Source organism: Citrobacter sp. wls718 (assembly GCF_005280945.1).
Lineage (GTDB): Bacteria > Pseudomonadota > Gammaproteobacteria > Enterobacterales > Enterobacteriaceae > Citrobacter > Citrobacter gillenii.
The window spans coordinates 1-14,177 of sequence record NZ_SZWV01000015.1; the positions used below are offsets into that span (position 1 = coordinate 1).

Annotated in this window: 12 protein-coding genes and 1 tRNA gene; 5 read left to right on the plus strand and 8 right to left on the minus strand. The window is 52.4% G+C overall.

All coding sequences use genetic code 11. The features are described 5' to 3' along the window. Positions 1–369 precede the first annotated feature (369 nt). Positions 370–1,713: an argininosuccinate synthase gene (gene argG, locus FDW95_RS02490; RefSeq protein ID WP_115257395.1), complete on the plus strand. Its 1,344-nt coding sequence runs from the start codon at positions 370–372 to the stop codon at positions 1,711–1,713. A gap of 235 nt (positions 1,714–1,948) precedes the next feature. On the opposite strand, the gene FDW95_RS02495 is transcribed toward argG, so the two are convergent. The 3 genes from FDW95_RS02495 to FDW95_RS02505 form a co-directional block, all read right to left on the minus strand. Beyond that, positions 1,949–2,035 (minus strand) — tRNA-Leu (locus FDW95_RS02495). 13 nt (positions 2,036–2,048) lie between these two features. Further along, complete coding sequence (secG, locus tag FDW95_RS02500) at positions 2,049–2,381, minus strand: preprotein translocase subunit SecG (RefSeq protein WP_115257394.1); 333 nt, start codon at positions 2,379–2,381, stop codon at positions 2,049–2,051. 169 nt (positions 2,382–2,550) lie between these two features. After that, positions 2,551–3,444 carry a LysR family transcriptional regulator gene (locus tag FDW95_RS02505; protein WP_115257393.1) on the minus strand — a complete coding sequence of 298 codons (894 nt, stop codon included), beginning with the start codon at positions 3,442–3,444 and terminating at the stop codon, positions 2,551–2,553. A 151-nt stretch (positions 3,445–3,595) separates the two neighbouring features. On the opposite strand from FDW95_RS02505, the gene iadA reads away from it, so the two are divergent. Together iadA and dcuC are read left to right on the plus strand one after the other, a co-directional pair. After that, on the plus strand, positions 3,596–4,729 hold the full coding sequence (gene iadA, locus FDW95_RS02510; protein ID WP_115257392.1) for a beta-aspartyl-peptidase: 1,134 nt from the start codon (positions 3,596–3,598) through the stop codon (positions 4,727–4,729). 10 nt (positions 4,730–4,739) lie between these two features. Continuing rightward, positions 4,740–6,206 carry a C4-dicarboxylate transporter DcuC gene (gene dcuC, locus FDW95_RS02515; protein ID WP_115257391.1) on the plus strand — a complete coding sequence of 489 codons (1,467 nt, stop codon included), beginning with the start codon at positions 4,740–4,742 and terminating at the stop codon, positions 6,204–6,206. A gap of 42 nt (positions 6,207–6,248) precedes the next feature. On the opposite strand, the gene glmM is transcribed toward dcuC, so the two are convergent. From glmM to rlmE, 4 genes are all read right to left on the minus strand, one after another. After that, a complete protein-coding gene (glmM, locus tag FDW95_RS02520) occupies positions 6,249–7,586 on the minus strand; it encodes a phosphoglucosamine mutase (RefSeq protein WP_115257390.1) in 1,338 nt (445 codons plus the stop codon). Next, entirely contained in the window at positions 7,579–8,427 is an 849-nt protein-coding gene (folP, locus tag FDW95_RS02525) for a dihydropteroate synthase (protein ID WP_137363403.1), read from the minus strand. The genes glmM and folP overlap by 8 nt, the downstream gene beginning before the upstream one ends. A gap of 284 nt (positions 8,428–8,711) precedes the next feature. After that, the gene (gene ftsH, locus FDW95_RS02530) at positions 8,712–10,643 is read right to left on the minus strand and encodes an ATP-dependent zinc metalloprotease FtsH (RefSeq protein ID WP_115257388.1); all 1,932 of its coding nucleotides are present in this window, start codon (positions 10,641–10,643) and stop codon (positions 8,712–8,714) included. 99 nt (positions 10,644–10,742) lie between these two features. Beyond that, positions 10,743–11,372, minus strand: a complete 630-nt coding sequence (rlmE, locus tag FDW95_RS02535; RefSeq protein ID WP_115257387.1) for a 23S rRNA (uridine(2552)-2'-O)-methyltransferase RlmE — start codon at positions 11,370–11,372, stop codon at positions 10,743–10,745. 125 nt (positions 11,373–11,497) lie between these two features. Here rlmE and yhbY point away from each other — a divergent pair, with 125 nt between their 5' ends. Continuing rightward, complete coding sequence (yhbY, locus tag FDW95_RS02540; protein WP_096755522.1) at positions 11,498–11,791, plus strand: ribosome assembly RNA-binding protein YhbY; 294 nt, start codon at positions 11,498–11,500, stop codon at positions 11,789–11,791. 153 nt (positions 11,792–11,944) lie between these two features. Here the strand turns inward: yhbY and greA are convergent, their stop codons facing one another. Next, positions 11,945–12,421 (minus strand): transcription elongation factor GreA, encoded by a 477-nt coding sequence (gene greA, locus FDW95_RS02550; protein WP_096755520.1) that lies wholly within the window; start codon positions 12,419–12,421, stop codon positions 11,945–11,947. A gap of 246 nt (positions 12,422–12,667) precedes the next feature. Here greA and dacB point away from each other — a divergent pair, with 246 nt between their 5' ends. Continuing rightward, entirely contained in the window at positions 12,668–14,104 is a 1,437-nt protein-coding gene (gene dacB, locus FDW95_RS02555) for a serine-type D-Ala-D-Ala carboxypeptidase (protein WP_115257386.1), read from the plus strand. Positions 14,105–14,177 lie beyond the last annotated feature (73 nt).

A 14,177-nucleotide genomic window follows, 5' to 3' on the forward strand; every position in this document is an offset into this window, starting at 1 on the left:
GCTACCAGGCTGCTCCACCCCGCGCCTGAAACGTGGCAAATTTTACTCGCTTTGGGTAAAAAATGCAAATACTGCTGGGATTTGGTACCGAGGACGGGACGTAAAATCTGCGCACAGTATATTGATTTTCTATCCCTTATGTCAACCTTGTTACTACTATGCAAATGAATGAATGCCAGCCTGCGCAAATTTAGCAAAGTGCAACAAAGATAAATCTGCCTTCAACGCCGTTATTTAACGAAATTATCACTAAACTCTTCCTGTCACCGTTAAAAGGTGATTAAATGAAAACTCATTTATTTTGCATAAAAATGCACTTAACATAAAAAACCGACCTCTTCACCAGTCTATCAAGCAGGGTTTTATTTTATGACGACGATTCTCAAGCATCTCCCGGTAGGTCAACGTATTGGTATCGCTTTTTCTGGCGGCCTGGACACCAGTGCTGCACTGCTGTGGATGCGACAAAAAGGGGCTGTCCCATATGCATATACTGCGAATTTGGGACAACCGGATGAGGATGACTATGACGCCATCCCTCGCCGTGCAATGGAATATGGTGCTGAGAACGCTCGCCTGGTTGATTGCCGCAAGCAACTGGTTGCCGAAGGGATCGCAGCGATTCAATGTGGTGCATTCCATAATACCACCGGCGGACTGACCTATTTCAACACCACGCCACTAGGCCGCGCGGTGACCGGCACCATGTTGGTGGCCGCCATGAAAGATGACGGTGTGAATATCTGGGGTGACGGCAGTACCTATAAAGGCAACGATATTGAGCGTTTCTATCGTTACGGTCTGCTGACCAATGCCGAACTGCAGATTTACAAACCATGGCTGGACACTGACTTCATTGACGAACTCGGCGGTCGCCATGAGATGTCTGAATTTATGATCGCCTGCGGTTTCGACTACAAAATGTCTGTCGAAAAAGCGTATTCCACTGACTCCAACATGCTCGGCGCTACGCACGAAGCGAAAGATCTGGAATTCCTTAACTCCAGCCTGAAGATCGTTAACCCGATTATGGGCGTCAAGTTCTGGGATGAAAGCGTGAAGATCCCGGCGGAAGAAGTAACCGTACGTTTTGAGCAGGGACATCCAGTTGCGCTGAACGGCAAAACCTTCAGCGACGATGTTGAGATGATGATGGAAGCCAACCGCATTGGCGGCCGTCATGGTCTGGGCATGAGCGATCAAATTGAAAACCGTATTATCGAGGCGAAAAGCCGTGGTATTTACGAAGCCCCGGGGATGGCGCTGCTGCATATCGCTTACGAGCGTCTGCTGACCGGTATTCACAATGAAGATACCATTGAGCAGTATCACGCTCACGGCCGCCAACTGGGTCGTCTGCTGTACCAGGGTCGCTGGTTTGACTCCCAGGCGCTAATGCTGCGTGACGGTCTGCAACGTTGGGTTGCGAGCCAAATCACCGGCGAAGTTACGCTGGAGCTGCGTCGCGGTAACGACTATTCCATTATGAATACCGTCTCCGACAACCTGACCTACAAGCCAGAACGTCTGACCATGGAGAAAGGGGATTCCGTCTTCTCACCGGACGATCGTATCGGTCAGTTGACTATGCGTAACCTGGATATTACCGATACCCGCGAGAAGCTGTTCGGCTACGCCCAGTCGGGCCTGCTGACCGCCTCTTCCGCCACCGGTCTGCCGCAGGTAGAGAATCTGGAAAACAAAGCGAAGTAATCGCCAACAGAAATGACAAAAGCCGCGCAAGCGGCTTTTTTATGCGCGGAATTTAAGGCGTGAAGCGCGTAGGTGTGCGTAGGTCGGATAAGGCGTGTAGCCGCCATCCGACAATTTGCAGGACATGCCTGATGGCGCTATCGCTTATCAGGCCTACGTGCTACTACGCACACCTACGGATCACAACATACAGACGAAAAAAAAGACGCTTTTCAGCGTCTTTCTTTCGGAATATTGGTACTGAGGATGGGACTCGAACCCACAAGCCCGTTAGGGCACTACCACCTCAAGGTAGCGTGTCTACCAATTCCACCACCTCAGCACAGATACTACTATTAGCGCGGGATATCGCTGGTCGACTGAGCCGGAGCAGCTGGCTGAGTTTGCTCGGTTTTCGCCGGTGCACTCAGATTTTCCCACTCACTTCCTTTATTGGTCTTATTGCTGTTCATGTTACCCAGCACCAGACTGATAATGAAGAACAAGGTTCCCAATACAGCTGTCATTCGGGTCATGAAGTTACCAGAACCACTTGAACCAAACAGTGTACCAGAAGCGCCTGCGCCAAAAGAGGCTCCCATATCAGCGCCTTTGCCTTGCTGCAGCATGATCAAGCCTACCAGGCCAATTGCTACAATAAGGAAAACTACTAAAAGAGCTTCGTGCATAATCAACCTGTTCCTTGCGGAGTTGCCGCGTACCAATGCTTCGACCATTAAAGCGGGAATGTTTAACTGTTTCCCACTGAAGCGGGTGTGAATACTAACCAATGCGAATAACCTTCGCAAGGGCAATTTAAGTGTATTGTATCAACTGAAGAAAAAATCGCCACATCAATCAAAAACGCAGCAATTTATCCCAGCATCGCTGCATCACGGGTCGCTGATCGTCAAGGTTTGCCCAAACAACGACCGGGATTTCACCTATCAGATCTGAATTATCTGGCCAACAGTGGATAATTTCATTATTCACTAATTCTTCAGCCACCATCGACTCGGGCAACCATGCCATTCCCATATGGCGCAGCACCATTTCCCGGATTGTTTCGCTTAACCCACTCTCAAAGACCTTTTTCAGTCGTGGGTGAACATGTTGCTCTAGCGGATCGATAATGCGTCTGACAAAGGTATAGTCGCTGTAGCAAAGCCAGGGAATCGGAGCATCTGGAGAATCAAGCTTGTCCGCCAGTTGGGCTGAAATCACCGGGATGAATCGCTCATATCGCCACAATGAGCGTTTTAGCCCCCCGACAATCTCCAGCCCCGGCTGCGAAGACGGCAAATCGTAGGTCACCAGAAAATCAATTTGCCGGTTTATCAGCGCGTTAAAGTGATTATCAATTCCCTGGATGCTGGCGTTTACCGTAAAACTTAATTGCGGTTCACTTTGGCGCAGGTAATTGATCATGTCAGGCAGGATATTCACCGACAGCGTGTGAAGACTGACCATCACCAGCGTATTTTCCGTTGCCGGCATCATGGCGGCCAGCTCATGACGCGCCTCCGTCAGCATACTGAGGACATGCCGGGCATAGGGTTCAAACCGTTCACCATAACGGGTTAACGTAACGGGTGTCGTGGTACGATCAAATAGCGGGACGCCTAACGTCTCTTCCAGCGCTTTAATACGCCGACTTAGCGCAGGCTGAGTAATATGCCGCTGTATGGCGGCCTGGGAGTAATTCCCATGCTGACTTAAAGCCAGGAAATCATCTAACCACTTACTATCCACGTCGCATTCTCCACCATTCCATATCCGTATCCTCCGATAACAAATCGGAAATAGTCACAGTTATAGTAATGGCTTTAGTGTGGACCGCATAACAACAATATTCTGTTTCACCTGCCGAGTCTCCCTCCCCTTGACGTTTGACAGGACTAATATGTTTACTTTACTGACTAATGCCCGTGTCTTTTCCCCGGAGGATTTAGGCCTCTGCTCTCTGCTCATATATGCCGATCGTATTGTGGCGGTAGGCAACGATATTTCACGTTTCGATGGCGTCAACGAGGTCATCGATTGCCGGGGTAAATGGGTAATCCCGGGGATTATCGACCAGCATGTCCATCTGACCGGCGGCGGTGGTGAAGCAGGATTTGCCAGCCGAACACCTGCCGTAAAACTGCGCGATCTGCTTCAAGCTGGCATTACGACGGTCGTCGGCGTGCTGGGCACCGATGCCATTTCTCGCTCGCCCAAAGATCTGTACGCCAAAATGCAGTCACTGAATCTGGAGGGCGTGCGCGCGTTTATGCACACTGGGGCTTACGCGGTACCCAGCCCGACGATTACGCAATCCATTCGCGATGACATAACCTTTATCCCGGCCATTCTCGGCGTTAAAATCGCCCTCGCCGATCATCGGGGTTCATATCCCTCTTTCCAGGAGCTATTGAGAATCGTCAGCGATATCCGCGTGGCCTCACTGCTGGCGGGGAAAAAAGGGCTGCTGCATGTGCACCTGGGCAACCTACCGGAAGGCATGTCGCAACTTACTGCGCTTTGCGATGCCGGTATTCCGATCCACCATATTTCACCGACTCACGTGGCCAGAACCGAAGCCCTGTTCAACCAGGCGATCGCTTTCGCCCATCGCGGCGGCCATATTGACGTGACGTCTGGCGGTAGCCGTTTTATGCCTCAGGAACAGGCCATTCTCCACGCGCTGGAGGCTCAGGTTCCAGCCGATCGCATCACCATCAGCTCAGATGGCAATGGCAGCGTGCCGCGCTTTAATGCTCAGGGTATGGTTGAAGGACTCACGGCCGCGCCGGTAGGCGGTAACCTTGCACTGCTCCCTCGCCTGATTGATGCGGGCATTCCGATCGCACAGGCCGTGGCCATGATGACGGCAAACGTTGCATGCTCGCTGGGAATTTCCGGCGGCAAGCTTTGTGCCGGAGAACGCGCCGATATTTGCGTCCTCAATGATGACCTGTCGCTGGCGCATCTGTTCGCCGCGGGTAGGCTGTTACTGCGCGATGGAGAGTGTTTGGTCAACGGCAACTTTGAGTGAGGATGAAAGAATGTCTTTATTGCTGGCGCTAGTCGCCATTGTCTTTGCCGGACGGCTGATCCTGAAAAAGTACCATCCCCAGTCCGTGCTGCTGCTCACCGGGATTGTATTACTACTCATCGCCCATTTTAGCGGAATGACCACGCTCAGTAGCCTGGTGAAGAAAAGCACCGGGTTTGGCCCCTTTGATGCGTTTGAGTTTATCCGCGATACCCTGAGCGTGCGCCTGGGTGGCCTTGGTCTGCAAATTATGCTGATTGGCGGCTTTGCCACCTATATGTCAGCCATTGGTGCCAGTCAGGTGCTGGTTCGGGTGACTTCGCGTCCATTACAGCGTCTGAACTCGCCATATCTCCTACTGGGGCTGGCGTTGCTGCTGGGGCAATTTTTGTCGCTGTTTATCAGTAGCGCTACGGGGTTGGGTTTGTTGTTGATGGCAACGCTTTATCCGCTGCTCACCCGCCTTGGCTGCAGCCGTGCCGCCGTCGCCGCCGTTATCGCCAGTACCTGTGCGGTTGAATTCGGCCCCGGTTCCGGTAACTCGGTTCTTGCCGCCAAAACAGCGGGTATCGAGGTGGTGAACTATTTTGTTCACGATCAGCTTCCCATCGTCGTGCCGGTCATTCTTTTCATCGCCCTGCTCCATATTGTCGTCCAACGCTTTTTCGATCGCCGAGAAAGCGGCGGCGATGTAACCCAGCAGATGCAAACGTTGACCGCCACAGAAGAAACCCACGCCCCGATCGCCTGGCTGTTTCTGCCGATGCTACCGTTGGTATTGATGCTGCTGTGCAGTGATTTACTGTTTAGCTCGCTCAAAATTACGCTGGATACCGCCGTTCTGATTAGCCTGGCCATTACGCTGATTTGCGAGTATTGGCGTCATCGCAAGGCACGTGAAGTGATGGCTGGCGTGCAAAAAGTTTTCGACAGCATGGGCAGCGTGTTTGCCACCGTCGTAACGTTGATTATCGCGGGTGAAGTTTTTTCAGCCGGGCTAAAAGCCATTGGTGCAGTCGACGCGCTGCTTTCACTCTCCGGCGAATTTGGTCTCAGTGCCGCCTCGATAATCCTGCTGATGACGCTGATCACCTTTGCGATTTCTGCGTTGATGGGGTCGGGGAATGCCGCGTTCTTCTCCTTCGCCCCCATGGTGCCGGATATCAGCCGCCATATCGGCAGCGACATCGCCGTGATGATGCTACCTATTCAGATTTCGGCGGGTATTGGCCGGACGTTATCGCCGATTGCTGGCGTGATCATTGCCATTGCCGGGATCGCAGGCGTATCACCAGTGGATATTGTTAAACGTACCGCAATTCCAATGCTGGGAGGGTGGTTGCTGATGATTGCCCTGACATTTGCCCGTTCAGGGCATTTGCTGGCGGTCCTGCCGTGGCTGGCTGCTCTTGTGCTGATGATGGCCGGGGGCTACTTCTGGCAGCATCGACGCAAACAGGCACTTTCAGTAGGATAAAAAAAGCCGGAGTCTCGGACTCCGGCTCTCAAACTTCAGGACTTATACGGCTTTCACCGCATCTGCAATACGGTGCGCGAACTCAGTAACCTGCGCTTCATCTTCGCCTTCAACCATCACACGGATTAACGGCTCAGTGCCTGATTTACGCAGCAGAACACGACCTCGGTTACCCAACGCCGCTTCAACGTCCGCCATCACCGCTTTCACGGTTTCATGTTCCAGCGGATCGCCGCTACCGGCGGTAAAGCGAACGTTAACCAGCAGTTGTGGGAACATTTTCATACCGCTGCACAGGTCGTGCAAACTCATATGGTTACGTACCATTGCTGCCAGCACCTGCAAACCCGCCACAATACCGTCACCGGTGGTGGTTTTATCCAGCAGGATCACGTGCCCTGAGTTTTCAGCCCCGATGCGCCAGCCTTTTTCCTGCATTTTTTCCAGCACGTAGCGGTCTCCCACTTTCGCCCGAGCAAAGGGAATACCCAGCTGCTTCAGCGCCAGCTCGAGACCCATGTTGCTCATCAGCGTACCGACAGCTCCACCACGCAGTTGCCCCTGACGTAACGCTTCACGGGCAATGATATACATGATCTGATCGCCATCGACCTTATTACCTTCGTGGTCCACCATGATCACGCGGTCGCCATCACCATCCAGCGCAATACCCAGATCGGCTTTTTCTGCAATCACGCGCGCCTGCAGCGCACGAACGTCGGTCGCACCCACTTCTTCATTGATGTTGACGCCATCCGGCTCACAGCCAATCGCAATGACATTTGCGCCCAGTTCACGGAGTACATTTGGCGCAATGTGATACGTCGCGCCGTTCGCACAATCCACCACGATTTTTAGCTCGTTCAGGCTCAGCTCGTTCGGGAACGTACCTTTGCAAAATTCGATATAGCGGCCCGCAGCATCGACAATACGGCTGGCTTTCCCCAGTTCAGCAGAGTCCACACAAGTGAGCGGCTTTTCCATCTCGGCTTCGATAGCTTCTTCAACGGAGTCAGGCAATTTGGTCCCGTCGATGGAGAAGAACTTAATTCCGTTATCATAAAACGGGTTGTGCGAGGCAGAGATGACAATCCCTGCTTCGGCGCGGAAAGCGCGCGTCAGATACGCAACCGCGGGGGTTGGCATTGGCCCGGTGAATGAAGCAGACAGGCCCGCTGCGGCCAAACCAGCCTCCAGCGCTGACTCCAGCATATAGCCAGAAATACGCGTATCTTTACCGATAATAATTTTACGTGAACCATGACGTGCCAGCACTTTTCCTGCCGCCCAACCCAGTTTAAGCACAAAATCAGGCGTAATTGGGGTATCGCCAACGCGACCGCGGATACCGTCAGTGCCAAAATATTTACGATTACTCATAGCGTTTTTTTTCCTTTGCAGACAATGTGGCTTCCACCACACGCATCGCTTCTACGGTTTCTTTGACGTCATGGACACGAATAATCTGCGCGCCCTGCATGGCAGCAATCACCGCACATGCCAGGCTTCCGCTCAAACGTTCAGATGGCCCCACGTTCAGTAACTGACCAATCATTGATTTTCGTGACATCCCGACCAGCAGCGGCAGATTAAAATGATGAAACTCTGCCAGGCGTGCCAGTAATGTGTAGTTGTGGGTAAGATTTTTACCGAAACCGAATCCCGGGTCGAGCAACAATTTATCTTTTGCGATCCCAGCCCTTTCACAACGTGCTATTTGCTCAACAAAGTAGCGATTTACCTCAGCAAAAACATCTTCGTACTTTGGCGCTTCCTGCATGGTCTTCGGCTGCCCCTGCATATGCATCAGACACACGGGTAATCCAGTTTCCGCCGCAGCTTCCAGTGCACCTGGTTCTGTCAGGGAGCGAATATCATTAATGATATGCGCACCGACTCGGGCACATTCACGAATCACCTCCGGTTTTGAGGTATCCACCGAGATCCACACCTCAAAGCGTTGGGCAATGGCCTCAACGACCGGGATCACCCGTTCCAGTTCTTCTTCTACGCTGACGTCTGCCGCCCCCGGCCGCGTGGATTCGCCACCCACATCAATGATAGTCGCCCCGGCGTTAATCATCAGATTGGCGTGTTTCACCGCCTCAACCAAGGTGTTGTGCGCGCCGCCATTGGAAAAAGAGTCCGGCGTGACGTTTAAAATCCCCATGACGTGGGGATGGCTGAGATCCAGCGAAGAACCCTGAGCAAAGAGTTTCATAGTGTTATCCCTGGTATATACCCATCGTCTTTCAAGCTGCATCTGCGTTAGCTTTATTCGGCCTTCGGCCTCACCCCTTCGGGGCCAGCGCAAGCGCTGTTCAAACCGGCATAGCCGGTTTGTCCTCGCTCACCCCAGTCACGTACTGATGTACGCTCCTGGGGATTCCCTGCGTCGCCGCCTTGATGCAACTCGAAATTCATTGGGTATAAGTTGATAAATAAAAAAACCCCGGAGCAAGCCCCAGGGTTTTCAATTAAAGCACGGTCATCAGCAACGATAACTTATTTGTCACCTAACTGCTCTGACATGTTACCCGGATTCGGCGAGGTCGGTTCATCAACCGGACGCGGCGCACTTGGGGTGCCATTATTGCCAGAGTTGTTAGACGTACCTGACTCTTCCCAACCTGCTGGCGGACGCACATCGCGGCGAGCCATCAGATCGTCAATCTGCGGTGCATCGATGGTCTCATATTTCATGAGCGCATCTTTCATCGAGTGCAGAATGTCCAGGTTATCGTTCAGAAGACGACGAGCACGCTCGTAGTTACGTTCAATCAGCAATTTAACTTCCTGATCGATAATGCGCGCGGTTTCATCGGACATATGTTTTGCTTTAGCAACAGAACGACCGAGGAACACTTCGCCTTCTTCTTCCGCGTACAGCAACGGACCCAACTTTTCAGAGAAGCCCCACTGCGTCACCATATTACGTGCCAGGTTAGTCGCGACTTTAATGTCGTTCGACGCGCCGGTAGAAACATGTTCAGCACCGTAGATAATCTCTTCAGCCAAACGACCGCCGTACAGCGTAGAGATCTGACTTTCCAGTTTCTGACGGCTAGCGCTGATTGCATCGCCTTCCGGCAGGAAGAAGGTCACACCCAACGCACGACCGCGTGGAATAATCGTTACTTTGTGCACCGGATCGTGTTCCGGTACCAGGCGACCGATAATCGCGTGGCCTGCTTCGTGGTACGCGGTAGATTCTTTCTGCGCTTCCGTCATCACCATGGAGCGACGTTCCGCACCCATCATGATTTTGTCTTTCGCTTTCTCGAACTCAACCATCGATACAACGCGCTTGTTACCACGGGCAGCGAACAACGCTGCTTCGTTCACCAGGTTCGCAAGATCTGCACCGGAGAAACCAGGCGTACCGCGGGCAATAATTGCCGCATCGATGTCCGGAGACAGCGGTACGCGACGCATATGCACTTTCAGAATCTGCTCACGACCACGAACGTCCGGCAGACCTACAACCACCTGACGGTCAAAGCGACCTGGACGCAACAGCGCAGGGTCAAGAACGTCCGGACGGTTAGTTGCTGCGATAACGATGATACCTTCGTTACCTTCGAAGCCATCCATCTCAACCAGCATCTGGTTCAGCGTCTGCTCACGTTCATCGTGACCACCGCCCAGACCCGCGCCACGTTGGCGGCCGACGGCGTCGATTTCATCGATAAAGATGATGCACGGTGCTGCTTTCTTGGCCTGTTCGAACATGTCACGCACACGAGATGCGCCGACACCCACAAACATTTCCACGAAGTCAGAACCGGAAATTGTGAAGAATGGAACCTTCGCTTCACCCGCGATGGCTTTTGCCAACAGGGTTTTACCGGTACCCGGAGGGCCGACCATCAGGACGCCTTTCGGGATCTTACCGCCCAGCTTCTGGAAACGGCTCGGTTCGCGCAGGTACTCAACCAGCTCAGCCACCTCTTCTTTCGCTTCGTCACAACCTGCAACGTCGGCAAAAGTGGTTTTGATCTGATCTTCCGTCAGCATGCGCGCTTTACTCTTACCGAACGACATGGCGCCTTTGCCACCCCCGCCCTGCATTTGACGCATGAAGAAGATCCAGACACCAATCAGCAGCAGCATTGGGAACCAGGAAATGAAGATAGAAGCCAGCAGGCTCGGCTCTTCAGGCGGCTCGCCAACAACCTTGACGTTTTTGGTCAGCAGGTTATCAAGCAGCTTCGGATCGTTAACCGGGATGTAGGTCGTGTAACGGTTACTGTCTTTCTTGGTAACGTTAATCTCACGTCCGTTGATACGCGCTTCACGAACCTGGTCCTGATTGACCTCTTGCAGGAAGGTAGAGTAATCCACCTTACGGCCATTAGACTCGCTGGGCCCAAAGCTCTGGAATACTGACATCAGCACAACGGCAATGACCAGCCAGAGTATTAGGTTTTTCGCCATGTCACTCAAGGGATTAACCTCTTATTACAACTGTGTTAAAAACAGCGTCAGGATACTCTATATCCAGCGTCTTTCAAACTTTCGTTTAAAATCTGCCGGTTATGGTTTACGCCCGGTCGCTACAATGTACACTTCACGCGAACGAGCGCGGGAAGAGTCCGGCTTACGAACTTTGACCTTCGTAAACAGGGAGCGAATCTCTCTTAGATACTCATCGAAGCCTTCGCCCTGGAACACCTTAACTACAAAACTACCACCTGGCGCTAATACATCACGAGCCATTCCAAGCGCCAGCTCTACCAAATACATGGCCCGGGGAATGTCCACCGCCGGTGTTCCACACATATTTGGTGCCATATCGGACATGACAACTTGTACTTTACTGTCACCTACGCGCTCAAGTAACGCTTTCAGGACTAATTCATCACGAAAGTCGCCCTGAAGGAAGTCCACACCAACGATTGGATCCATAGGTAAAAGATCGCAAGCGATAATGCGGCCGCTGTTTCCGATCTGCGTAACCGCGTATTGCGACCAGCCACCGGGTGCAGCGCCGAGGTCAACTATCGACATCCCCGGTTTAAAAATTTTGTCACTTTGCTGTATTTCATCAAGTTTAAACCAGGCACGGGAACGTAACCCCTTTTTCTGTGCCTGCTGAACATATTTATCGCTAAAGTGTTCCTGAAGCCAGCGGCTTGAGCTGGCAGAACGCTTTTTACCTGTCATTTTACTTTCCCATCGGGCAGTTCATCGTAACCAATGGTGTAAATTTCTACACTGCTATTTGGTGATATATGGGAGATGGCGGTAGAATGACCCGTTTTCAATCCCAACCTAAGCAAAAATATACGATGAATCTGAGTACTAAACAAAAACAGCACCTGAAAGGTCTGGCACATCCGCTCAAGCCTGTAGTCATGCTTGGCAATAATGGTTTGACCGAAGGGGTACTGGCCGAGATTGAACAAGCGCTAGAGCACCATGAACTTATCAAGGTGAAAATCGCCTCGGAAGATCGCGATAACAAAACCTTGATCGTGGAAGCTATCGTACGCGAAACCGGCGCCTGTAACGTACAGGTCATCGGCAAAACGCTGGTACTGTATCGCCCGACTAAAGAACGTAAAATCTCGCTGCCACGCTAAGAATATCCCAAAGTTGAACACGTAGTTTGTGTAAAACGCGGGAATTTCCGCTAGCAGGAGAGCAAAATGCCACGCTCTCTTCGTTGATAAAAGGCCGCTATGCGGCCTTTTTCCTTTCTTTACAATGTATCAACATCTTAACCAAGATGCGAATTACAGGTATTCTACTTTCACCACTTCATATTCCACTTCACCGCCCGGCGTTTTGATAACCACCACGTCATCCTGCTCTTTGCCAATCAGGCCACGAGCAATAGGCGAGTTAACTGAAATCAGGTTCTGTTTAAAATCGGCTTCGTCATCACCTACGATGCGCCAGGTCTGTTCTTCATCGTTATCAAGATTCAGAACGGTCACCGTTGCACCGAAAACGACACGGCCATTGTTCGGCATTTTAGTGACGTCGATAACCTGCGCGTTAGACAGCTTAGCTTCGATATCTTTAATGCGTCCTTCGCAGAATCCCTGCTGTTCACGGGCCGCGTGGTACTCCGCGTTCTCTTTCAAGTCACCGTGTTCACGCGCATCGGCGATCGCGGCAATGATTTCAGGGCGGCGCACAGATTTCAGAAAATCCAGCTCTTCACGCAGTTTTTCAGCACCACGTAAGGTCATCGGGATAGCTTGCATTGTTATACCTCTTGAACATTCCTGTAGGGGGCGGTTGTCCTCACCCCGGCTGCTAAGCCCACCCTGGCAAACGCGATGCCAGAGTCAGAAGCAAAAAAATACCGACCCGGGCCCGAGGACCCAGGTCAGCTACAATTCTCTATTTGATGATCATTTTACCCTGGAGTTCCCTATGGGTCATCGTTTACTTTTTGGGGCGTTGCGCCGTAGTATGACGGCCTGTTTCCAGGTTGTTAGCGCGAGATTATGCGATTTCCCAGATTTACCATCGGATTGACTGCCAGTATTGCGGCGTTCAGCGTTCAGGCTGCGAATGTTGACGAGTATATCAACCAGCTCCCTGCCGGGGCCAACCTCGCCCTTATGGTACAGAAGGTTGGGGCTCCGACGCCTGCTATTGATTACCATAGCCAACAAATGGCCCTACCCGCCAGCACCCAAAAAGTCATCACCGCCCTGGCGGCCTTGATCCAGCTTGGGCCGGACTTCCGTTTTACTACTACGCTAGAAACCAAAGGTCGCGTGGAAGGCGGGGTATTGAAAGGTGACTTGGTGGCGCGATTTGGTGCCGATCCGACGCTAAAACGTCAGGATATTCGCAATATGGTAGCAACCCTGAAAAAATCAGGCGTGACGCAAATTGCCGGAAATGTCCTCATCGACACGTCCATTTTCGCCAGTCATGATAAAGCACCTGGCTGGCCCTGGAACGACATGACGCAGTGTTTTAGCGCACCGCCTGCGGCAGCGATTGTTGATCGTAACTGCTTCTCGGTGTCGCTTTACAGTGCGCAAAAACCTAACGATCTCGCCTTTATTCGCGTGGCATCATACTACCCGGTAACCATGTTCAGCCAGGTTCGCACCCTCGCGCGTGGTTCTGCAGAAGCGCAATATTGTGAACTGGATGTCGTTCCTGGCGATTTAAACCGCTTCACGCTAACCGGTTGTCTTCCCCAGCGCACCGACCCACTGCCGCTGGCGTTTGCCATTCAGGACGGCGCCAGCTATGCCGGGGCAATTATTAAAGATGAGCTGAAACAAGCGGGTATCACCTACAGCGGTACGCTGCTGCGCCAGACGCAGGTCAACGAGCCGGGTACCGTTGTCGCCAGCAAGCAGTCAGCGCCTTTACATGACCTGCTTAAGATTATGCTGAAAAAGTCGGACAACATGATTGCTGACACCGTTTTTCGTATGATCGGCCACGCGCGATTTAATGTCCCTGGCACCTGGCGCGCAGGTTCCGATGCCGTACGCCAGATCCTGCGCCAGCAGGCGGGTGTCGATATTGGTAACACGATCATTGCCGACGGATCCGGCCTCTCTCGCCACAACCTGATTGCGCCCGCCACCATGATGCAGGTGCTGCAGTACATCGCACAGCATGACAACGAGCTGAACTTTATTACGATGCTGCCGCTGGCAGGCCATGACGGCTCTCTGCAATACCGTGCGGGTCTGCATCAGGCTGGCGTGGATGGCAAAGTCTCCGCGAAGACCGGCTCGTTACAGGGGGTGTATAACCTTGCAGGATTCATTACCACGGCAAGCGGGCAACGCATGGCGTTTGTACAGTATCTGTCTGGCTATGCGGTAGAACCCGCTGACCAGCGTAACCGCCGTATCCCGCTGGTACGCTTTGAAAGCCGGTTGTACAAAGATATTTATCAGAACAACTGACGGTGATGCTGTCGGATAGCGCTTGCGCGTATCCGACCTACAGCGCACATAACAAAACGGGCCGCATTTGCGG